Annotated in this window: 19 protein-coding genes and 1 riboswitch; of the genes, 9 read left to right on the top strand and 10 right to left on the bottom strand. The window is 62.5% G+C overall.

The annotated features are described in order from the left end of the window. Nucleotides 1-25: 25 nt before the first annotated feature. From RHP72_RS03315 to RHP72_RS03295, 5 genes are all read right to left on the bottom strand, one after another. Nucleotides 26-883: an HAD family hydrolase gene (locus RHP72_RS03315; protein ID WP_311094314.1), complete on the bottom strand. Its 858-nt coding sequence runs from the start codon at nucleotides 881-883 to the stop codon at nucleotides 26-28. Further along, nucleotides 880-1,989 (bottom strand): cysteine protease StiP family protein, encoded by a 1,110-nt coding sequence (locus RHP72_RS03310; RefSeq protein WP_003941082.1) that lies wholly within the window; start codon nucleotides 1,987-1,989, stop codon nucleotides 880-882. The genes RHP72_RS03315 and RHP72_RS03310 overlap by 4 nt, the downstream gene beginning before the upstream one ends. Continuing rightward, entirely contained in the window at nucleotides 1,986-3,275 is a 1,290-nt protein-coding gene (locus RHP72_RS03305; RefSeq protein ID WP_050655990.1) for a phosphoribosyltransferase family protein, read from the bottom strand. Before RHP72_RS03305 ends, RHP72_RS03310 begins: the two co-directional genes overlap by 4 nt. After that, nucleotides 3,272-4,429, bottom strand: a complete 1,158-nt coding sequence (locus RHP72_RS03300; protein ID WP_054187879.1) for an HpcH/HpaI aldolase/citrate lyase family protein — start codon at nucleotides 4,427-4,429, stop codon at nucleotides 3,272-3,274. Before RHP72_RS03300 ends, RHP72_RS03305 begins: the two co-directional genes overlap by 4 nt. A 92-nt stretch (nucleotides 4,430-4,521) precedes the next feature. Next, on the bottom strand, nucleotides 4,522-5,667 hold the full coding sequence (locus tag RHP72_RS03295; RefSeq protein WP_007727045.1) for a hypothetical protein: 1,146 nt from the start codon (nucleotides 5,665-5,667) through the stop codon (nucleotides 4,522-4,524). A gap of 243 nt (nucleotides 5,668-5,910) precedes the next feature. Here RHP72_RS03295 and RHP72_RS03290 point away from each other — a divergent pair, with 243 nt between their 5' ends. The 6 genes from RHP72_RS03290 (at nucleotide 5,911) to RHP72_RS03265 (ending at nucleotide 12,339) form a co-directional block, all read left to right on the top strand. Further along, nucleotides 5,911-6,486, top strand: a complete 576-nt coding sequence (locus RHP72_RS03290; RefSeq protein WP_003941199.1) for a TerD family protein — start codon at nucleotides 5,911-5,913, stop codon at nucleotides 6,484-6,486. A gap of 137 nt (nucleotides 6,487-6,623) precedes the next feature. Then, nucleotides 6,624-7,745, top strand: coding sequence for a DUF475 domain-containing protein (locus tag RHP72_RS03285; protein WP_003941145.1), 1,122 nt, complete (start codon nucleotides 6,624-6,626; stop codon nucleotides 7,743-7,745). Between the two features lie 226 nt (nucleotides 7,746-7,971). Continuing rightward, a complete protein-coding gene (locus RHP72_RS03280; protein ID WP_311094313.1) occupies nucleotides 7,972-9,966 on the top strand; it encodes a TerD family protein in 1,995 nt (664 codons plus the stop codon). 2 nt (nucleotides 9,967-9,968) lie between these two features. Beyond that, nucleotides 9,969-10,445 carry a GNAT family N-acetyltransferase gene (locus RHP72_RS03275; RefSeq protein WP_311094312.1) on the top strand — a complete coding sequence of 159 codons (477 nt, stop codon included), beginning with the start codon at nucleotides 9,969-9,971 and terminating at the stop codon, nucleotides 10,443-10,445. Between the two features lie 18 nt (nucleotides 10,446-10,463). Beyond that, nucleotides 10,464-10,913 carry a GNAT family N-acetyltransferase gene (locus RHP72_RS03270; protein ID WP_083954637.1) on the top strand — a complete coding sequence of 150 codons (450 nt, stop codon included), beginning with the start codon at nucleotides 10,464-10,466 and terminating at the stop codon, nucleotides 10,911-10,913. Nucleotides 10,914-10,977: 64 nt separating this feature from the next. Next, nucleotides 10,978-12,339, top strand: coding sequence for a lipase family protein (locus RHP72_RS03265; protein ID WP_311094311.1), 1,362 nt, complete (start codon nucleotides 10,978-10,980; stop codon nucleotides 12,337-12,339). Between the two features lie 18 nt (nucleotides 12,340-12,357). On the opposite strand, the gene RHP72_RS03260 is transcribed toward RHP72_RS03265, so the two are convergent. The 3 genes from RHP72_RS03260 to RHP72_RS03250 all read right to left on the bottom strand — a co-directional run bounded on the left by RHP72_RS03260 (nucleotide 12,358) and on the right by RHP72_RS03250 (nucleotide 16,916). Then, nucleotides 12,358-13,062 carry an MgtC/SapB family protein gene (locus RHP72_RS03260; RefSeq protein WP_311094310.1) on the bottom strand — a complete coding sequence of 235 codons (705 nt, stop codon included), beginning with the start codon at nucleotides 13,060-13,062 and terminating at the stop codon, nucleotides 12,358-12,360. A gap of 9 nt (nucleotides 13,063-13,071) precedes the next feature. Then, nucleotides 13,072-15,765 (bottom strand): magnesium-translocating P-type ATPase, encoded by a 2,694-nt coding sequence (gene mgtA / locus RHP72_RS03255; protein WP_311094309.1) that lies wholly within the window; start codon nucleotides 15,763-15,765, stop codon nucleotides 13,072-13,074. Nucleotides 15,766-16,112: 347 nt separating this feature from the next. Then, nucleotides 16,113-16,286, bottom strand: a riboswitch (M-box (ykoK) riboswitch). A gap of 45 nt (nucleotides 16,287-16,331) precedes the next feature. Beyond that, nucleotides 16,332-16,916 (bottom strand): TetR/AcrR family transcriptional regulator, encoded by a 585-nt coding sequence (locus RHP72_RS03250; protein WP_037129354.1) that lies wholly within the window; start codon nucleotides 16,914-16,916, stop codon nucleotides 16,332-16,334. A 126-nt stretch (nucleotides 16,917-17,042) separates the two neighbouring features. Between RHP72_RS03250 and RHP72_RS03245 the strand changes: the two genes are divergently transcribed. From RHP72_RS03245 to dszD, 3 genes are all read left to right on the top strand, one after another. Beyond that, the gene (locus tag RHP72_RS03245) at nucleotides 17,043-18,146 is read left to right on the top strand and encodes a membrane protein (protein ID WP_003941129.1); all 1,104 of its coding nucleotides are present in this window, start codon (nucleotides 17,043-17,045) and stop codon (nucleotides 18,144-18,146) included. Nucleotides 18,147-18,161: 15 nt separating this feature from the next. Further along, complete coding sequence (locus tag RHP72_RS03240) at nucleotides 18,162-18,635, top strand: YbaK/EbsC family protein (RefSeq protein ID WP_042922726.1); 474 nt, start codon at nucleotides 18,162-18,164, stop codon at nucleotides 18,633-18,635. 208 nt (nucleotides 18,636-18,843) lie between these two features. Next, nucleotides 18,844-19,422, top strand: coding sequence for an NADH:FMN oxidoreductase DszD (gene dszD / locus RHP72_RS03235; protein ID WP_003941189.1), 579 nt, complete (start codon nucleotides 18,844-18,846; stop codon nucleotides 19,420-19,422). A gap of 52 nt (nucleotides 19,423-19,474) precedes the next feature. Here the strand turns inward: dszD and RHP72_RS03230 are convergent, their stop codons facing one another. Together RHP72_RS03230 and gabT are read right to left on the bottom strand one after the other, a co-directional pair. Beyond that, complete coding sequence (locus tag RHP72_RS03230) at nucleotides 19,475-20,920, bottom strand: NAD-dependent succinate-semialdehyde dehydrogenase (RefSeq protein ID WP_047269685.1); 1,446 nt, start codon at nucleotides 20,918-20,920, stop codon at nucleotides 19,475-19,477. A 1-nt stretch (nucleotide 20,921) separates the two neighbouring features. After that, a complete protein-coding gene (gene gabT, locus RHP72_RS03225) occupies nucleotides 20,922-22,286 on the bottom strand; it encodes a 4-aminobutyrate--2-oxoglutarate transaminase (RefSeq protein WP_311094308.1) in 1,365 nt (454 codons plus the stop codon). Between the last annotated feature and the right edge of the window lie 89 nt (nucleotides 22,287-22,375).

The following is a 22,375-nucleotide window of genomic DNA, read 5'->3' as shown; positions in this document are numbered from 1 at the left end:
AAATCCCCTTCATAGAGAGCGTGTATTACCCGAGCGCGGAAGAGAACCACCGCAAGATCTCCGCGCTCGCTGCGATACCGGACCTTTCTGTCACAGTAACGGTCGGCCGTTGCCAATTCAGTTCTTCCAGCTCACCGTGCCTGGGCCTGATCGCGAAATCGGAGTATTCGAGCATGTCCGCATCCAATGCGCCGTCACCAGCCGAGATCACGACGGCGGACTGATCCAGATCACCCGACTCGACCAGTCTGCGGCGCACCTCTGCCAGCGCGCGTGACTTCGAGACAGCGTCGGGCATCGTGTAGATCTTGCGGCCTTGACGCGAGACGTTCCAGCCCCGCGTCACGCACCACCCATTCCATTCGGTTTCGAAATCACTCGGCATCACAGCCAGATCGACGACCAGGTATGGAAACAGGTCGTCGGCAACACGAATGGAGCTGACCCAACTCGAGTCGATCCGCGATTCCAGTTCCGCCTGAACCTGCGGCAACTCGGCGCCGGGCTTACGGGTCGAACGGTCGATCTCGTTTCGCCAGTCGCGATCGGCTTCGCCGTCTACGAGGATGTTTCCGCCGTTGCTCGTGATCGCGTACTTCCACGGTCCGCCGGGAAGATCGATCCGCTGGAACTGCGCAATGGTCCTGGTCGTCGTCGGAATTACCGGAACCCGCGAGCTGAGCGCGGTCAGCAGTTCGATCGATTCGACGCTCATGTGCGAGAGCGGACCGCCGTTGTAGTACTCGACGCACAGCGGGCTCGGTGCCGAATCCAGGTCGGAGCCACTGGGATCGCCGCCGATCGCGGCCTGCGAATAGATCATCGTGCGGTCCAGATCCGTGGCGATCAGGACCTGGGACGCAGCGGTGTCCACACGGCTCACGTGATGTCCTTGATCAGGCCGACACACGAGTAGGCGAGATCCGGGACGACCTCGACCGGGACCCCACGGGCCTGTGCCAACAACCGGATGTGTGCGTGCTCCGGGGCTTCGAGTTCGCGCACCAGAACCTTCCAGGGAAGCCGGCGCAGCAGCACCCTGGTTGTTTCTCCGACACCGGGTTTGACGAAGTTGACCGTCGAGATCCCGTACTCGGCCTGCACCTTCTCCACCGACTCCCAACCGGCCCAGGTCGGCGTCCGATCGGAATCGAGCACTGCAGCAAGAGAATCCGCTGCGTCGCCGCGAACCGAATCGAACTCGGCCGAGACCACGTCGAGCAACCTGTTGGAAACGTCGACGTCGGCGAGGTCGGCGTAGAACTTGGCGCCGTGGAAATCGCCGGGCCCGATGAGGGTGTCGTTGAGGACAGTTCGTGAGACCAAGCCGGACACCGTCGAATTGAGGCACGCCGACGCGATCAGGAAGTCGTCACGGGTCCCGTACGTTCGCACGCAGTGTCCGGGGTCGGCGAGAACAGCCAGATCGGAGTCGAACTTCGCTCCGCCTGCCTCGTGGTACTCCGTCAACGCTGCGTCGAGTTCGCGGGCGATGGCGCCCTTGCCCGTCCAGCCGTCGACGAAGACGACGTTCTCCGAGTCGTGATGGTGCGCAAGATAATCGAGTGCGACGGAATCGATTCCTTTGCCACGGACGATGGACACCGCGTAGTGCGGCAACGTCAACCCGCGGGTCTGCTGGGCCCAGCGCCGCATCAGAATCCCGATCGGTGTTCCGGCCCGGGCGAGTGAGACCAGCGTGATGTCACTCCCCCGCTCGGCCAAGACCAGGTCCATCACGGTCCCGACAGCGCGCGCCAACCGTGGAGCGCTCTCGGCGAGCACCGTCTCGAAAAGATCCCGGTATGCCTGATCGGGTTGGTACTCGATGGGGAGAGACTCGGCATAGTGCGCCTCACCCGACTGAATACGCTTCTCGCGCACGGATACATCCGCTTCGAGATCCACGTGCGAGAGATCCTTGAGCAGCCACTTCACTTCGCCCGGCGCGTACGAACCGAATTCGGGCCCGACCAATGGTTCGTTCATGACGAGCTCCCTGCTCTGGAATCTCGCAGCGCCGACGGATCGGCCCCGCGAACGGTGGCGACCAGGACGTCGGTGCCGGAGTTCCGCAACACCTCGACCACTCCGTCCATCGCCGTCAACCGATCGGTGTCGGCGGGCTCGTCGATGACCAGCAACGCAAGGGCGTCGACCGCCGCATCAGGCCACTGCGCGTTGTAGACGTATCGGGGTTCGTTCTCGCCCAGTTCGGGCGCCGAAAAGGTGAACCCGCGACGCAGCGGGTATCCCGGCACGTCAACGACGTACGCGGGTGAGCGAGTTGTGGTCTGGTAACGAACTGCTCGCCCAGAGCTTTCCAAGCCCGCAGCGATGCGCAGTGGCAGGTACATCAACTCCTCGTGACCGATCACGATCACAGCACGCGACGCGTCGATCGACGATCCGAGAATGGACACCGCTGCCTCGACGGCTGACTCGAATGCCGCGGTGTCGCCATCGAGAAAGCCGTGCCTGCCACCGTCGGGGACATGTGCCGGCCACGGCAGATCGATCCGTGCCAGCGTGCCACGGCGGTCACCGATCGGATTGAGATCCGGAGCATCCAGCGCCGTGACGCGCTCGGTCAGGCCGTCGGGCAGGACCGTCGAACCCGAAGCGAGAGAGACGTAGTCGATTCGTACATTCAACTCTGCCGCCGCGGCTTCGCCGGCGACTCGGTGTTCCTCGGTTCTCATGTCCACCAGCGAGGCCACGACGTAGCGGCTTCGCGGGCATTGCCCGTGCAGCGCCCGGATGGCATCGATCGCGGTGGCGCCGGTGGAGATCTCGTCGTCGACGAGGACCAGAGGCAGGTCGTTCTCGAACAGTTCGGCGGACGTCGGCTGCATCAGATGGCTCGTGGCGTGCGAGTGCCCCTCCTCGAATCCGGCGAGCGTCGTAGCCCCTGGTACGTCTCGGCGCGTGGAGTGCAGGTAGCAGTGAGCGTGCAGGCGAGCTGCGACGCAGTGGCCCAAACCTGTTGCGGTTTCGGCAAACCCGAGAACGACGACGTCGACACCCTCACCGAGGGTTGTCCGCACCAGATCGCCGAGGTCGTCGGCAGCGCCGATGACCACGGACGGCTCGGTGGGCACGTGCTTTCCCAGCACGGTGGACACCAGCAGATGAGCGCGACGCGGATTCCGCCGAAGTCCCGGGATCACCAGATCGGGCACCGAATGCCCGAGTGACGAATCACCGTGAACGAGGTCCAAGCCGAATTCTGCTGTAGCCCAGGGAACGTCCTTGGACTGGACAAGCTCTGTCATCGATCGACCAACGCCGTCAGCAACTCGACGAACGTGATTCCCTTGTTGGTCACACCGAACACGTGAGCTCGGAGCGCAGTCTGATGGGCCCAATTGCGGTGCGGCTTCATCTCGTTCATCTTGTTCCGGTAGCCGGACGCCTGAACTCCCCCGGCGTCGGCACCGAGAATGTCGAGGGCATCGTGATATTCCTCGTGCGTGACAGCGGACAGTGCATTGACCGCTGCGACGTGCGACGGGTGGATGACCGTCTTGCCCTGGATTCCGTTGGCTCGGTCCAGCGCGATCTCACGGAGCAGACCGTCGAGGTCGCGGCTGACGAGATGCTGACGGAACCGGACGGCGTCGTGTTCCTCGAACGGGGTGGCGCGCAGCATCGGCCGGAACATGCGTTCGTGATCGGCGAAGTACTCCCACACGGGCCCGGTGATGACAAAACCCGAACCGTCCGCGCGCCCGAGATAGTTGACGATGTCGGCGATGACGTCGACCACCACGCGCACGTCGTAGATGGTCAGATCGCGGTCACGACGGATGCCGAAGGTGCTGCACATGTCGGTGGCGCCGATGCGGACGGCAAGGATGCGATCGCGGTGCTGCCCGAGAATCCCACTGATGGTGCGCAATTCGAGATCACGCGTATCGCGGTGCACCAGCGCGGGTGATTCGAGTACCGGCATCGCGTAGAGATGCTTACCCAGCAGTTCGGATGCGTCCGCGACGGCGTCGAGAAACACGGGGCCGGACTCGCTGCCGAACTTGGGGATTACGAACCCGGTGAGCGCGGCGCGCCCCTCGGTCAACGACGCGGCGACCTTGTGGATGTCCGCGACTTCACGAACCCGCACGAACAGCAGCATGCCGACGGCGTCGGTGGACGCGATCTTGTCGAGAGCTTCGACCGCGTTCGCTCGCGCCGATTCGACCTCGTGATCGGCGACGGCATCCTCGAGATCGAGCACCATCGAGCTGACGCCCTCGGACGCACGCTTGGACACGATGTCGGCCAACCCGGCCCGGGTGGCAGGAACGTAGAGAGTTGCACCCAGAGCAATCGCGAGCAGATCCCTCTCGTCGGAATCCGCGAACGATCGAGGCGCATGCAGGAACAGTTGCTCCCGCACGTCATCCTCGAGATGTTGAAAGTGCTGCATTTCTCTTCTCTCTGTAACCGCAATCAAGTCCATGAAACGACCCCCTGTGACAACGCGTCAGGCAACTCCGATCCCCCGATCGGCCCGACCATTCAGTTTTTGCCGGCTCGCGCCCGCATCTTCTCGACAACTTCGGTGATGAACGTCGATACCGAGTCCAGCTGTAATACATACGACCAGTAGTCCGGATGAGTTCCCGACAGTGACGCACTCGCTCGCTCGATCCTTGCTAGTTGAGCATCGAGTACAGAGCCCCACTCCGCCACCAACCCTTGGTTAACAGCGAACATCTGGGCGTCTTTCAGCCGGAAACGAACCTCACGTTCCTTTTGGCTCGGATCTGCCCGAACTGCACGCAGAGTAGCGAGACGGTCCGTCACGGCGTCGGCACACGCTTCGGCGTCGGCGAGGTGCACGCGGGCTTCGGCCATCAAAGCCAGTGCATGTTCGGGGTTTCCCGCAGCCAACGACTGCTTCGCTTCCTTGAGATCGATGTCGGCCTGATCGATATGCGCTCGGCTGCGACTGCTGTTGTCGACGAGGTCAGCAGAACTCGCGGCGTTGAACTCGCGCAGCAATGCGGAGTACGCCGGATCCAGGCGGTCCACTCGAGTGCGCACTGCCGACAACCTGGTCGAGACCGAGGAAATCGTCATCTCGGCACGGTGCTGGGTCGACGGGGCTTCTGCCAATGCTTCCTCGAGCGCCGATACCGCTTCGCGGACACTCTCGGCCCGCGTGCGGACTGCGTCGGCGCGACCGGATGAGCGCGCATTGTCGAGCGCTGCAACCGCGTCGTCGAGGTGTTCGGAGGCCGTCACCACCGACGGGTACTCGCGATAGCGCTGATCGGTGGCAGCCAGTTTTTCCCGGACGGCGTTCGCCAGGGTTCGGGCCTGCTGGCCGAGGACGGGAATGGCGGACATCGTGACCGTCGCCTGCTCGAGGTGCGCACGATGCCCGTTGTAGAAGGCGTCGACGCCCTTCGCCGCCTCGACGAGTTCGGCTACCGACTTTTCGAACGCCGCCCGAGCACCGTTCGGGTTCTGGTGAAGTACCTGATCGTTGCCATAGCGCTCGGATGTGTCGAGGTAGTCCGACGCAGCCTGGAAGCACCGATCCCGAACGGGTTCCCACGCAGCGCGCAGCCCTCGCTCGGGGTACAGCTCGGCGGAAGCGTCGACTGCTGCCGACGCGATGGTCTGCCGCTTGTCCATGTCGAGGAACGCCGAAACCATGGCCGTCTGCGCCTCCCGCGCACGACTGACCGACTCCCCCACTCTTGCCCCCCGATTGAAGCGCTCCGACCATCTTCCCACCACGATTGAATCCTACGGGTCCAGCACTTCGCTTCTCGGTTCGTAATTCTGCTGTTACGGCGAACACACCGGAACTGCGGTTAGGGTGGTGGAGGTAAACACACTCCCAAGACGACTTCGCGTCGTAGTGGGCCTTGTCTCTCCTCTTGAAAGGACCCCTGAATGGGCGTCAGCTTGACCAAAGGCGGCAATGTCTCTCTCACGAAGGAGGCCCCGAACCTGACTGCAGTGGTCGTCGGCCTGGGCTGGGACGCACGTTCCACCACCGGAGCTGCTTTCGACCTCGACGCCAGCGCAATCGGCGCAGGCTCGAACAAGAAGGTCCTCTCCGACCAGCACTTCATCTTCTTCAACAACCTCCGTTCGCCCGACGGCTCGATCGAGCACAAGGGTGACAACACGGACGGCGAAGGCGAAGGCGACGACGAGCAGATCGACGTGAACCTCGCAGCGGTTCCTGCCGAGGTCGAGAGCGTTGTCTTCCCCGTCTCGATCTACGACGCAGAAGCTCGCTCGCAGTCCTTCGGCCAGGTCCGCAACGCGTACATCCGCGTAGTCGACAAGTCGAACGGCAACGAGCTCGCTCGTTACGACCTCTCCGAGGACGCTTCCACCGAGACCGCCATGGTCTTCGGTGAGCTGTACCGCAACGGTGCAGAGTGGAAGTTCCGCGCAATCGGCCAGGGCTACGCGTCCGGCCTCGCGGGCATCGCGCGCGATTACGGCGTCAACGTCTGATCTTCGCTCTCGACGAGCTGACTCGGGGAAGGTTCCGCAGTAGTCTGTGGAACCCTCCCCGTTTTCACGTTCGGATGCGGTGAGAGACCGCTTGCAGTAACCACTCTGCATTGACCAACTAGAAAGGGCCACGCTCCGTGGTACTGCGAATATTCGGTTTATCCATCGCAATTTCGATCCTCGCGATGATCGTTGCGTTCATCTACGGCGGACCTGAGGCACTGTTCCTCGTCATCATCCTGTCGATTCTGGAAATCTCGCTTTCCTTCGACAACGCCGTCATCAACGCCACTGTTCTGCAAAGAATGAGTGAATTCTGGCAGAAGATCTTCCTCACCATCGGCGTCATCATCGCCGTCTTCGGTATGCGTCTGGTGTTTCCACTCGTGATCGTCTGGGCTGCATCCGGTCTCGGACCCGTTGCTGCACTCGATCTGGCATTGAACCCGCCTGCGGACGACGCCGCGTACTTCGCCAACGGCGAGCCGAGCTACGAAACCATCCTCACCGACGCTCACCCGCAGATCGCTGCCTTCGGTGGCATGTTCCTGCTGATGCTCTTCCTCGGTTTCATCTTCGAAGAGCGTGAGATCACCTGGCTGTCTTGGCTGGAGAAGCCCCTCGCTCGCATCGGCAAGCTCGATCAGCTCTCCGTCGTCGTGGCCGGCATCGTCCTGGTACTGAGTGGTTCGTTCCTCGCCGCTGACGACAAGGTCTCCACCGTCATGATCTCGGGCGTTCTGGGCATGATCACCTACATCGCGGTCAACGGCTTGGGTGAACTGTTCAATCTGCCGGAAGAAGGCGAAGAGGAAGAAACCGCCAAGTCCGGCGGCCCCACGCAGCTCGCGAAGGCGACCGGTAAGGCCGGCTTCTTCCTGTTCCTCTACCTCGAGGTCCTCGACGCGTCCTTCTCGTTCGACGGCGTCATCGGCGCATTCGCCATCACGGCAGACCCGATCATCATCGCCCTCGGCCTCGGCTTCGTCGGCGCGATGTTCGTCCGTTCCATCACGGTCTTCCTGGTCCGCAAGGGCACGCTCTCCGATTACGTCTACCTCGAGCACGGTGCGCACTGGGCCATCGGCGCTCTGGCCGTCATCTTGATGGTGTCCATCGGCGTTCACATCAACGAGATCATCACCGGCCTGGTCGGTGTCTTCTTGATCGGCGCTGCTTTCATCAGCAGCCTCATTCGCAACAAGCGAATCGCGAACGCAGATCCGAAGTTGGACGAGAACACTCCGGCAACTGTCTGACGTTCTTTTTCGAAACGCCCGCGACCAATTGGTTGCGGGCGTTTTGTTTGTTATGCCTGAATTGAAACTCTCTGCATTCCCAGCCGCGCGCCAATTGTTCAGCCGCGCGCCAAATTCAGCCTGCGGCTGAACAATTGCCCTGCGGATTCGAAACCACACAAAATTCGATCTGCCCCTGGACAATCAAGATGCGAATCCGACTGTGCACAGCGATGAGGGGAAATTCGTGGAAGACCAATTTCTGTCCAAAGGCCAGAACATCGAGCTCCCCGACGAACTCGATCAGATCGACATCGTGATCACCTGGGACAATACGGAATTCGGTGTCGATGCCTCGGCATTGCTTCTGGGTGCCGACGGAAAAGTCAGGTCCGACGCGGACTTCGTCTTCTACAACCAACAGGAATCTGCTGACGGCTCGGTTCGCTATCTCGGCCGCCGCGAAGCCGAATCCGGTCCGCACGAGCGCCTCCTCGTCCACCTCGCTGCTGTACCCGATCAGGTCGACGCGATCGCTTTGATAGGCAGCGTCGACACCGGCTCTTTCGGCGACCTCGGCAAACTTGCGCTCCAACTGGTTGATTCCGGTGGCTCTCCTATCGCCGAATACGTCACCGCCGACGCGTCCACCGAAACCGCATTCGTCTTCGGCCAGGTCTATCGACGTAGCGGGAAGTGGAAACTTCGCGCAATCGGCCAAGGTTGGGCATCAGGCCTCGCCGGGCTCGCCGAAGACTTCGGAGTCGACGTGAGTGAGGATGCCCCCGTCGAGGAGCCTGGGTCACCTGAGCTCGAGGCAATCCAACCGATATCGGAACAGGAACCGTCAGTCACAGAGCCCTCAACGCCCGCGAAGCCCGTCCGACAGCGTGGTGTTCGTACAGCGAAGCCGGTGCCCAAGAAAGCCCCACTACCCGAATTCAAGCACGCAGAGTCCGAGGCCTGGCAACCTGCACGACTCTTCTCGGTGATCGGCGTCGGAACCGGTGAGGAACAAGAACGACGCACAACGTCGGCATTGGTTTCCACGATGCAAGCGGTTCCATTGTTTGCGCGGGCGGTTTCGTCCCGCGTGGGCGCGCCGGCCGGCTCGTTCGAGGGCTATGTCGAAGTTCCCTACGTCAAAGGTGAATCTCGGGTGATCCCGGATGCGGTGTGGCGCATCGCCCGCGGAAGCCGGCTCTGGACCGGCTTGCTCGAGGCAAAGACTGGAGCAGGCACCCATACCCGAGAGCAGCTCGAAAACTATCTCGACGTCGCCAAGAAGAACAAGTACGACGTCGTGATCAGCCTCTCCAACGACTTGCCTGCCGGCGCCGGCGAATTACCCGTCGAGGTGGACAAGCGCAAGCTCACCAAAGTTGCGCTGCGGCATCTCTCTTGGGCAGAAGTCATCCACGAGGCTCGGATGGTGCTCTCGCACGGCGGAATCGACAATCCGCTGCAAGGTTGGATTCTCAGCGAATTTCTCCGGTACATCGAACATCCCAAGTCCGGGGCCGCGGAGTTCGTCGACATGGGTCGGCACTGGGTATCGATACGCGATTCCGTGAGCGCCGGAACTCTACGTCCTGGAGATCCGAAGGCAGCGGCGGTCGCTCAGTCGTGGATCGCGCTCGCGCGGAACCTTGCGCTGCGGTTCACCGCAGATCTCGGTGTCGTCGTCAAACACGTGTTGCCCCGTCGGGTGGTCAACGATGCGGATGCGCGTACCGCGCTGACGGTCAACGAATTGGCGAACGACGGCACCTTCAGCGCCACCCTCCGAATCCCCGACGCAGCCGGAGAGCTACGGGTTACTGCTGATTTGAGAACCAACAAAGTGAGCTGCAGTACAACGGTTTCTGCACCAGACGAAGGCACTTCGGGAAAACGAGTCACCTGGGTTTTGCGTCAGTTGAAGAATGCTCCTGCCGAATTGTTGGTCGAAGCGGTGTTCACCGGCCCGGCCTCGTCGACTTGCGAGACCGTTGCATCCGCGCGCACAACGCCACGTCTGTTGACAGACAGTCAAGGCGGCCAACTCAGTTCATTCGTACTGACACAGTCCTTCACACTCGGCAGCAAGCGTTCGGGTACTGCTGCGAGTTTCATCAACAGTGTGACCAGTTCGGCCGAAACCTTCTACTCCGAAGTCGTTCAACCGCTCCGTGAATGGGTCCCCGCCGCCCCGAAGGCGTCCGATCTCCCTCGTGAAGAACAAGTCGACAACGAAGACTGACAATGAACGAGATAGTCATAGAGCGCGCAACGGACGAGGACGCCGCGGAAATCCTTGTTCTACAACGCTGTTGCTGGGTTTCGGAAGCAATCTCCAACAACAGCATGGACATACCCCCGCTCCACGAGGACCTACCCACGGTCCGAGCCTGGGTTCAGGAGTCGACGGTCTGGACCGCACGACGCGGCAGCCGACTCGCCGGGGCCGTTCGCGGCACAGCGGACGGAACCGCATGGCAGATAGGGCGCCTCATGGTGGCACCGGACTTGGCGGGCAACGGCCTCGGCCGACGCCTCTTGCAGCACGTGGAACAAAACGCTCCGGAGCACATCACCCGTTTCGAGCTGTTCACCGGAAGCAGGAGCCTGCGGAACATTCGCCTGTACACCCGAGCGGGCTACTCCCAATTGCCGCCGGACCCCAGCCACATCCCCGGAGTCGTCTACCTGTCCAAGCCGAACGCCATCAACTCCGACTGAACGGCGATACTGACTTCTGTGGTGAACATTCGCGTCGCAGCGCAGACAGACTTGCCGTTCTTACGTGAGCACGACTCGCACGTCGGTGCCGAGGAACTCGCGTCAGTGGTCCAACGCGGCCGGATACTCATCGCCGAGGACTACGGTAATCCAATCGGATGGCTGCGCTGGGGCTTGTTCTGGGACGAGATTCCGTTCATGAACATGCTGACCGTCCTGTCTTCGAACCGCGGCCAAGGCATCGGTCGCGCTTTGGTCACAGATTGGGAAAAACGCATGAGCCGCGCGGGACACTCGCAGGTCCTCACCTCCACACTCGCCGACGAATCAGCCCAGAACTTCTATCGCGCAATGGGATATACCGACGCGGGAGTTCTTTTACTCCCAGGCGAGTCCTCCGAAATCTTCCTACGTCGAGACCTCGATACGACGACCGATCTGACCGATCCCCACATTACCCACGAGTAATATATGGTGGTCGTCACACCACGATCTCAGGGTGGGGCGTGGCACACCAATGTGGAGGACGAGTATGTCGTCAAGGGTCTTATCTCGCGCAGTTGTCGGAGTACTCGCGCTTGCACTGACAGGCGTCGGTGCACCGGCAGCACTCGCGCAGCCGGCTCTTGCCCAGTCCCCTGATGACAGTTTCTACAGCTACGACGGCGCGGCACCCCTCTCGTCGTACGCCCCGGGTGCGGTACTCGAGACTCGCACCGTGCCGTACACCGTGCTCAACATCCCGACCCCGATACAGGCAGTCCAGGTTCTCTACCGATCAACCGACGCCCTCGGTCAGCCGTCGGCCAACGTCACCTCGATCCTGCGCCCGGCCAACGCTCAACCGGATAAAGTTGTTTCGTACCAATCCTTTTACGATTCACTGAACCCCGACGACAGTCCGTCGCGGGCCATCGCGGGCAACACCCCGATCGGAGATTGGACGCCGAGTGGGCGCAATTTCAACGTCGGCGGAACCTTCACGTCCATCGAGGCAGCCTTGTTCGGGCCGCTCTTCGCCCTCGGCTACACGATCGTCGTCCCGGACACCGAAGGCCCGGATGCAAACTTCGCTGCCGGACCCGAATACGGGATGATGACGCTCGACGCTCTGCGTGCCGCCCGCGATGTCCCGGAAACCGGAATCACCGACGACGCAGAGATCGCGCTGATGGGTTACTCCGGCGGAGCGATCGCCACCAACTGGGCTTCGATCCTCGCTCCCGCATATGCACCGGAGATCAACGACAACTTGATCGGTGCCGCGCAGGGCGGCGTGCTGGTCAATCCGGCCAACAACCTTCGCTACGCGAGCGGAAGCATCGGGTGGGGTGGCGTTGTCGGCATGGCAGTCGTCGGCGTTGCGCGTTCGTACGACATCGATTTCGGGAAGTATCTCAGCGACCGTGGACGCGACGTCATGGCTCGACTCGAAGACGCGTCCATCGGCAATGTGCTGGCACAGTATCCCGGACTGACCTGGCAGGATCTGGTCAAACCCGAGTACGCCGATCCCAATACGGTTCCCGAGTACGTCGATGTCGTGAACAAGATCAACATGGGCACCGCGGCGACACCGACCATTCCGATGTTCATCGCGCAGGCGGCCAACGGCACCATCGAGGGCACCCAACCCGGCGGCCCCGGTGTCGGAGCGGGAGACGGCGTGATGATCACGGGCGACGTCCGCACCCTCGCACGCAAGTACTGCGACGCCGGCCTGGCGATTCAGTACGACCAGTACGACACCATCAGCCACTTCCTCGGCGCCATGCTCTGGCTCCCCGGTGCGCTCGCCTGGGTCGACGACCGCTTGAACGGCAAGCCTGCACCGTCCAACTGCGCGAACATTGCACCGGGGAACTCACTTGCGCCGCAAGAACATGCGCGCTGACTGACAGCGAGCCTGGATCTACTTCGACGGTTCCACCTCCCACCGAACGTGAGTCACCAACGGTTCAAGGCTAAGTCGGCTGACGGCGGATTCCAGGAGTCCGTCGTCACGCTCCGCGGCAGCCAGTTCGGCCACCACCCGCACGCGGTCGCTGTCCGGGATGTCGAAGGACTGCACTGACCGGAGCTGAAACTCGGGCCTCGAAATGGACTGCACGGTAAGACCTCTGATGTGAGCTTCGGCGTCGCCGTTACAGGTCACCTCGAAGGTGTAGTCCGCGGGTGGTTCTTCGCGTCCGGTTCGGGCAGGCTGGTGATCCATCATCCGGCCCAACGGCCTCAACAGCGTGTTCGCCAACATGATTGCGCCGGCACCGAACACCGCGACCCAGTACATTCCGCCACCTGCCAGTGCGCCGACGGCGGCAGTGGCCCACAGAGTGGCGGCAGTGTTCAGGCCGGTGACCGACGCACCCTGCTTCATGATCACTCCAGCACCGAGGAAACCGATCCCCGAGACGATCTGCGCTGCGACGCGCGTCGGATCGGCGTCCGGGCCCTGAAACCCGTACGCGCCCATGATGACGAAGAGCGTCGCACCCAAGCTCACCAACGCGTTGGTTCGCAGACCCGCCATCCTTGCGCGCCATTGCCTTTCGATCCCGACGGCAGCGCCGAGGACGAGCCCGAGCGCTATCCGCACAAGGATGACGTGGATTTCCACGGTGAACTCCTAGAGCCAGGTCGCGAATCGACGGATGAACATTCCCTTGGCCACCTGCGTGACGACGCAGTATGCCGCGAGAGTGAGGACCAGCCACGGGAAGTAGTTCCACGGCAGTGAAACCAACCCGAGGGAATGACCCCAGGACGTGAACGGGAACACCAGCGCGAAGACGCAGGCGGCGCCTGTGCTGAGCAGTACCGGCAGCGATGCACGCGACTGGATGAACGGGATCTTGCGGGTGCGGATCATGTGAACGATCAGCGTCTGCGAGATCAATGACTCGATGAACCAACCCGATTGGAACAGCGCTGCATGCTCGGGAGAGTTGGCGGCGAACACGAACCACATCAGCGCGAACGTCGAGATGTCGAAGATCGAACTGATCGGGCCGATGAACACCATGAACCGGCGAAGGCTCTTGGTCTCCCACTTGCGGGGCTTCGCGAGGAAGTCGTCGTCGACACGATCCCACGGGATCGTGAGCATCGAGAGATCGTAGATCAGGTTCTGCAACAACAGAACTACGGGAATCATGGGGATGAACGGCAGCAGGGCACTGGCGACGAGCACCGAGAAGACGTTCCCGAAGTTCGACGACGCAGTCATCTTGATGTACTTCTGGATGTTTCCGAAGGTACGACGCCCTTCGATGACTCCTTGTTCGAGTACACCGAGGTCCTTCTCCAGCAAGATGATGTCCGCGGATTCGCGGGCGATGTCCGCCGCTGTGTCAACGGAGATGCCGACGTCCGCAGCCCGCAGTGCGGGTGCGTCGTTGACACCGTCACCGAGGAAACCAACCGTGTGGCCGACCCGGCGCAGCGATTCGACAATGCGTGCCTTCTGCATCGGATCCGTCTTCGCGAATACGGTTGTCCGCTGCACCAACTCGTCGAGGGCGTCGTCGCTCAACGCTTCGATCTCGGCGCCGGAGACCACGGTCCCCACGTCGATACCGACTTTGCCGCAGACGGTTTCGGCGACCAGTTCGTTGTCACCCGTCACTACCTTGACCGCGACTCCGTGGCTCGCGAGGGCTTCGATCGCCCCGGCCGCAGATTCCTTCGGCGGGTCGAGGAATGCCAGCAGACCGACCAGGGTCATGCCCTCTTCGTCGGCCGTCGAGTACTCGCGGCGCTGCTCTTCGACGACTGTCTTGGTTGCCACCGCAAGCACTCGCTTGCCTTGACCGTTCAGCTCCGCGACCAGACGGTCGACTCGGGCCAGCCATCCCGGTGTCAATTGGTGGGTCACCCCGTCCAGTTCCACCGATTCACAGACCGAAAGGAGCTCTTCCACTGCACCTTTGGTTACGATCAGATCGGCGTCTCCGTGGTCGACCACCACGGAGAGTCGACGGCGCTTGAAGTCGAAGGGAATCTCGTCCACCAACCCGTGCCGACGCGAGATCTCCTCGACCACTTCGGGACCGGCGGCCTCGATCACCGCGTCGTCGAGAAGACTGCGCAATCCGGTCTGATTCACGGAATTGACCGCCGCTAGCCGCAATACGTCCTCGGACTTACGTCCGGCAGTATCGAGATGCTCACCGAGAACGATGCGGTCCTCGGTGAGAGTTCCGGTCTTGTCCGTGCACAGAACGTCCATGGCACCGAAGTTCTGAATCGCGTTGATCTGCTTGACGATCACCTTCTTGCGCGACATGTGGAGCGCACCCTTGGCCAGGTTCGCCGTCACGATGAGCGGCAACATTTCCGGAGTCAACCCCACGGCGGTGGCGACGCCGAAGAGAAGTGCTTGGCTCCAGTCCTTGGTCAGTCCGTTGATGATGAACACCGCGGGAACCATGATCAGCATGAACTTGATCAGCAGATAGCTGACGCTGCGCACCCCGACGTCGAAGCTGGTTTCGGGTCGCTTGGACGCCAATTGTGCTGTCATGGCACCGAAGTAGGTCCGCTTGCCGGTGTGTACCGCAACGGCGGTGCCACTGCCCGACACGACGGAAGTACCCATGAACCCGATGTTCTCGGCTTCGAGCAGCCGATCGACGTCGATCCCCGACGACGGGTCCGCCGACTTCTCGGCCGGCATCGATTCACCGCTGAGCATGGACTGATTGACCTGTAGATCCTTGGCCCGGATGATGCGGACATCGGCCGGGATCATGTCGCCGGCGGCAAGCTGGACTACATCCCCCGGCAGTAACTGCTCGATCGGAATCTCAGCCGTGACCACGGTGTTGTTGATCTTGCGGGTGGCCGCGACGGTCGTCGTAACCATCGCCTTGAGCGCCTCGGCGGCGCGACTCGAACGGTATTCCTGCCAGAACCTCAGTGAGACACTGACAAAGATCATCAACCCGAGAGTGATGATGCCCTCGTAGGAAGGACCGTCCTCGGGGTCCGCCCAGACCACGTCGGTCCCGACCATGATCAGGGCGAGGAATACCAGGATCAGGATGAACGGGTTCTTGAAGGCTTCCGCGAACTGCACGATTGCCGGCGCCGGGCGGTCGTGGCGGACATCGTTGCGCCCGTATTGCCGACGAAGATCGTCGATCTGATCGTCACGAAGGCCGTTGGCCGTCGTGGTCAGATCCGCGAGAACGGTGCGCGTGTCCGAGGCCGAGAAGTCGACCAATTCCTGTGCGCTTTCCTTTGCCAGGACTGTTGAATGTGTTTGTTGTGCACTGTTTCTCGTGGGCCGTGGCCGCAATGCGAGAACGGAAAATGACATGACGAATCTCCTCGGCTGCCCGAACACGCCGGACCATGCCAGTGCATGAGGGCAGCAGAATGCGCTGAGCGACAATGGAAGTCGTCAGCGGTCGCGGCAAAGCCGCGCAGATGAAGCCGAGGATGCAAAGAGTCAGTGACTGAAGAGCAAAAGACCGGGGTGAGCATCGTCGGCAAGAACAGAAGGATGGGTCGAATATCGACTCGGCGGGTCGTCCACGATGGTCACCTCCTGAAAGTTCGGGGCGTCCGATGACGCCACACAAGTACATGCGCACAGCACACGCCAGGAGAACCGAATATCGACGTACTCTCGCCTTCGCCGGAAGAAACCGGCATCAAGCTGCGAAAACACCTCCACGTCCGAGTTTTGGCACTGCACGACGTGTCCCGATCAAGAACGGGAAGCCACTTTGGATCACCCCTTAAGCCGGGGAGATCTGTCCTAACCTTGGGCGTCTCTCGACGTCGTGAGATCAGTGGCCTGTGTTCGTGCAGAAGCCTCACCTAACGAGGTACTGCACCCAGAGGGTAGTTCTCAAATCTGTTGCCTGTCAACCGAGCAACTCAGACGGCGGACAATCCTGCCCGTGCGACGGCGCCGGCGAAGAGTGCCGTCACGGCGGCACCCATGACACTCTGATCAACCTCTTCCGGATCCACGGAGTGTTCGAGAACGAGCCCGGATATCAACGCCATCAACGAGATTGCGGTTGTCCGCACGTCAAAGGAATCGTCCACTCCCCATTCACGGGCACGTTCGCCGATCAACTCCACGAGTTGGCTGCGCAAGTGGCGACGCTCACGTAAGTACGCCTGAGCGATCTGCGGATCACGCCCGGCGAGCACTCCGAATTCGAGGACGAGAAGCGACCACCCCGGGTCGTCGACCATCCACGTGGCAATGGCCTCGCCACCTTTGCCCGCCGCGTCGGACGGGTTCATCCCGGCAATCTCGGCGAGCACCCGGCCGGCCAGTTCGAGAGACCGTTGCGCGAACAGTTCGGCGAACAGATCCTGTTTCGACTCGAAGTTGGAGTAGACAGCCCCCTTGGTGAAGCCCGCTCGGCGAGCAACTTCAGTGAGACGTGCAGCACTGAATCCGCGCTCCGCAAACTCTTCCGCCGCAGCGTCGAGCAGTCTTTGCCGCACCACGTCACGTCCGGGGCGGGTTACCGGAGTCCAGTCCGGTTGACGAGATTCAGTCACGATACCTAGAGTATTCAATACCTCGGGTATTGACAAGCTCTTTACTTTCGACAAGATCAGGACTCTTTCGTGACCACTACGCATCCGGCACACGCCGCACCAGACAACAGCTCCACCCACGACGAACACCACCACGACAATCTGCTCGTGAAGTACGGCGCACCCAAGGTGATGGCCGCGTTGTTCGTCGGCGTGCTCCTGCTGCAGATGGGCTTCATCCTCAGCTACGTCGCCGCCTTCCATCAGCCGACTCCGCGAGACATCGAAATCGCGGTCATCGCCGATCAGGGCACACCCGACGGCATGGATCAGCAGATCGCCGACAAACTCAACGCCATCGACGGCAGCCCGCTCGACGCTCAGGTGGTCGACAGCACGGCGACCGCTCGCCGCATGATCAACGACCGCGAGATCCAGGGCGCGTTTGTCATCAACCCGGCCGGACCGGACACCCTGATCACCGCGAGCGCGGGCGGCAGCTCCATCGCTACGTCACTCGAAGCGGTGTTCACGAAGGTCGAGGCGACACAGGACCGACAGTTCGTCGTCCGCGACGAGATCCCCGTCGGAGCCCACGACAACCGCGGCCTCTCCGGCTTCTACCTCTCGGTCGGCTGGGTCGTCGGCGGCTATCTCCTCGCGGCAGCCATCGGACTGTTCATCGGTGCGCCGAAGACTCTCCGCCAGGCAAGCGCACACACGGGCGTGATCGCGATCTACTCGATCATCTCGGGAGCCCTCGGCGCCCTCATCACCTCACACGTACTCGGAACCTTCGCCGGCCACTGGTTCCCGCTCTGGATCCTGGGAACAGCCGTGGTGTTCGGCACCGCCATGTTCACACTCGGATTGCGCGCCGCCATCGGCGTTCTGGCAGTCCCGCTGGCTATCGCCGTCTTCGTGATCCTCGGCAATCCCAGTGCGGGAGGCGCATTCGGCTCCAACGTGATTCCCTCGTTCTACGCCGCCATCGGCCGGTGGATCACACCCGGCGCCGGCACCGAAGGCGTCCGGAGCATCGTCTACTTCAACAACGTCGGCGTCGGCCAGCCTGCTCTGACGCTGTTCCTGTACGCGCTGATCGGTGCGGTCATGCTGTTCGGCTTCACGATCCGTCGTAACCGAAAGTCCACCGACACGACGCCGACTCCAGCTGTGGCGAACGCCGACTAGTCCTAGTCTGAACTCATGACGAGCCTCCTCCACCCCAACGCCTCGCACGTCGCCGAAACACTGATCTCGCGGGGTCACCACGGCGTCATCGTCACGCAGCCCGACGCCACGCACACCGCGGCCGAGGCAGCGGCGGCCGTCGGGGTGGAGGTAGGCGCGATCACCAAGTCACTGGTGTTCCTTCTCGACGACGATCCGGTCCTGCTGCTGGTCTCCGGCGCACATCAGGTGAATCTGAAGGCCACCGGCGAACGCCTCGAAGGCAAGCTCACGCGGGCGACGCTGGAGATGGCGAAGTCCGCGACGGGCCAGCCGATCGGTGGGGTCGCTCCGCTCGGGCATCCCACCAACCTGCCGACGTACATCGATACCGCCCTCGAGCAGTACCCCGAGTTGTGGGCAGCCGCCGGGCACCCCAACACCGTCTTTCGCACGACGTACTCCGAACTCCTCCGAATCACCGCCGGCCTCGCCGTCGACATGGACTGAAGCACTTCAGCCAACCCGGTCCGAAACCACTCAGACGTGCGTCCACCTATAGTTGGACGCACCATGTGCACTGCAACCAGGACCCCGGCCGGCAACCACTGGCGTCGACGGCACGTAGATCTGTGCCGCACCGACGCCTGTCTGTGTATGCCGAGCGCAGTCACCTCGACCACACCGCACACCTCGAGTTCCAGCCGGAGAGTTCCCGTTGTCTGACAAGCCGAATGCCGTTTCCAGCCACACCACCCCCGACGTCCCCGAAGTAGCAGCGACGCCCGAGTTGTCCACCGGCATCTGCGCCGGTGACTACCGCGCTGCGCTTCGCCGCCACCCCGCCGGTGTCACCGTCGTGACCCTCGATTCGGGTACCGGCCCGGTGGGTTTCACCGCCACCTCGTTCTCGTCCGTCTCCCTCGAGCCGCCGCTCGTCTCGTTCAACATCGCGGAGACGTCGTCGAGCATCAATGCGCTCAAGGCAGCCGAGTCCTTGGTGATCCACCTTCTCGGCGAACATCAGCAGCATCTGGCCCAGCGCTTTGCGCGTAGTGCCGATCAGCGTTTTGCAGACGAGTCACTGTGGGCAGTGCTCGACACCGGGGAACCGGTGCTGCACGGCACCCCCAGCTGGATGCGCGTCAAGGTCGACCAGTTGATCCCTGTCGGCGACCACACGCTGGTCATCGGACTCGTCACGCGGGTTCACGCCGAAGAAGACGACGAATCCGCTGCCGCACCGCTGCTCTACCACGAGGGCAAGTACTACCGCCCCACTCCGTTAGGTCAATAGACAACTGTGCGCCTTTATTAACCGCCCGCGGTTAATAAAGGCGCACAGCAAGTTAGAGCGCTACGTACTTGGTATCGAGATACTCGTCGATACCCTCGGTTCCGCCTTCACGGCCGAAGCCCGATTCCTTCACCCCACCGAACGGCGCGGCAGCATCGGAGATCGCGCCGCGATTGACGCCCACCATGCCGGTGTCCAGCTTGGCCGAGACGCGCATCGCACGGTCGATGTCGCGAGTGTAGAAGTACGCCACGAGACCGTACTCGGTGTTGTTCGCAGCCGCGATCGCTTCGTCTTCGGTGTCGAAACCGACCACTGCCGCAACGGGTCCGAAGATCTCTTCCTTCAGCAGGCGCGCGTCGGCGGGCACCTGATCCAGAACGGTCGGGGTGAAGAAGAAGCCGGCTCCTTCGGGCGCCGATCCACCGGTGCGAACGCGAGCGCCCTTGGACACCGCGTCGTCGACGAGTCCGGTGACGGTTGCGAGCTGCTTGGTGTTGATCAGCGGTCCGATGTTGGTGCCCTCGGCGTCACCGGCGCCCACCTTCAAGGCCGCAACCTTGGCGGTGAACTTGTCGGTGAACTCTTCGCGCACCGAGTTGGCGACGTAGATGCGGTTGGCCGCGGTGCAGGCCTCGCCGCCGTTACGCATCTTCGCGAGCATTGCGCCGTCGACAGCTGCGTCGATGTCGGCGTCGTCGAAGACGATGAACGGCGCATTGCCACCGAGTTCCATCGACGTGCGGAGCAGCTTGTCAGCAGCATTGCGCACCAACAACTTTCCGACGCCAGTGGAGCCGGTGAAGGTGACCTTGCGCAGACGCGCATCTTCCATCAGCGGTCCACTGATGGAAGCCGCGTCGGACGTCGGGAGGATCGAGAGCACACCGTCGGGCAGACCGGCATCGGCGAACACCTGACCGAGGAGCTGCATGGTCAGCGGCGTGTCCTCGGCGGGCTTGACGATGATGGTGCAACCGGCAGCCAGCGCCGGTCCGATCTTGCGTGTGCCCATGGCGAGCGGGAAGTTCCACGGGGTGATCGCGAGGACCGGTCCGACGGCTTCCTTGGTGACCAGGATGCGACCGTTGCCGGCCGGAGCCTGCGTGAAACGTCCGCCGATGCGTACTGCTTCCTCGCTGAACCAGCGCAGGAATTCGCCGCCGTAGTTGACCTCACCGCGGCTCTCTGCCAACGACTTACCCATTTCCAGGGTCATCATCAGCGCGAAGTCCTCGGCGCGGGCGTGCAGCAATTCGAAGGCGGTCCGCAGGATCTCGCCGCGTACACGCGCCGGAGTGGCCGCCCAGTCTTCCTGCGCCGCAGCGGCGAGGTCGAGCGCACGGATACCGTCGGCAGCGGTGGCGTCGGCTACCTGGGCGAGTTCCTCACCCGTTGCCGGGTTGTAGACCGCAAAGGTCTTCCCGGCCGGGACGAGCTTGCCGCCGAGCCAGAGACCCTTGGGTACCGAGTCGAGAAGATCCGAGACGTTGGACATGTCAGTTCCCCTGTGCTGCAGTGCGAATAGCGGTCTCGAGGACGGTCAACGCGTCGTCGAGCAGCTCTTCGGAGATGACCAGCGGCGGGAGCAGACGGATGACGTTGCCGTAGGTACCGCAGGTGAGGATCACGACGCCGGCAGCGAGGCATTCGGCGGCGATCTTCTTGGTGATGTCGGCGTCCGGCTCCTGCCCACCGGGCTTGACCAACTCGATGGCGAGCATCGCGCCGCGACCGCGAACGTCACCGATGACGTCGAGTTCCTTTGCCAGTGCGTTCATTCGGCCGACGACGGTCGACTCGATGGTGCGTGCGCGGCCACAGAGGTCGAGCTCACGCATCTGGTCGATGGACGCCAATGCAGCGGCGCAGGCGACGGGGTTACCGCCGTAGGTGCCACCGAGGCCGCCGGGGTGGACAGCGTCGATGAGCTCGGCGCGGCCCGTGACAGCGGCGAGCGGCATGCCGCCTGCGATGCCCTTGGCGAGCGTGAACAGGTCGGGGACGATGCCCTCGTGATCGCTGGCGAACCAGGCGCCGGTACGAGCGAAGCCTGCCTGAACCTCGTCGGCGATGAAGACGACGCCGTTCTCCTTGGCCCACGCGACGAGCGTCGGGAGGAAGCCTTCTGCGGGAACGATGAATCCACCCTCACCCTGAATGGGCTCGATGAGGATGGCGGCGGTGTTGGCAGCGCCGACCTGCTTCTCGATCATCGTGATGGCGCGCTGTGCGGCCTGCTCACCGGTGATCTTGGAGCCGTCGACATTGAGGCCCTCGCGGTACGGGTAGGACATCGGGACGCGGTAGACCTCGGGGGCGAACGGACCGAAGCCGCTCTTGTACGGCATGGACTTCGAGGTCAGTGCCATCGTGAGGTTGGTGCGGCCGTGGTACGCGTGGTCGAAGACGACGACTGCGTCGCGACCGGTTGCGTGACGGGCGATCTTGACTGCGTTCTCGACAGCTTCTGCGCCGGAGTTGAACAGCACGGAACGCTTCTCGTGGTCACCGGGGGTGAGTTCGGCGAGACGCTCGGCGACCTCGACGTAGCCCTCGTACGGAGCGACCATGAAACAGGTGTGGGTGAAGTGCGCGACCTGATCCTGAACTGCGGACACGACGGCCGGGTTGGAGGCGCCGACGCTGGTCACCGCGATACCGGCACCGAGGTCGATCAGCGAGTTGCCGTCGACGTCGACGATGACTCCGCCGTCTGCGTCGGCGACGTAGACCGGGAGGGTGGATGCGACGCCGGCGCCGACGACCTTCTTACGGCGTTCGGCGAGCGCAGCCGAGCGCGGGCCCGGGAACTCCGTGACGATGCGACGCTCCTGCGGAAGCCGGTATTCGATTGCACTCATGTGACCACCCTCTCGGTTGTGTATTGCATTCGAGTATGCGACGCGCGAAGCATCGCAAGCACTGCCGAAATGGATACCCGGAGCTCCAG

This window comes from Rhodococcus sp. SG20037 (assembly GCF_031763325.1).
Classification (GTDB): domain Bacteria; phylum Actinomycetota; class Actinomycetes; order Mycobacteriales; family Mycobacteriaceae; genus Rhodococcus_F; species Rhodococcus_F qingshengii.
This window is presented reverse-complemented; position numbering and strand designations above follow the sequence as displayed.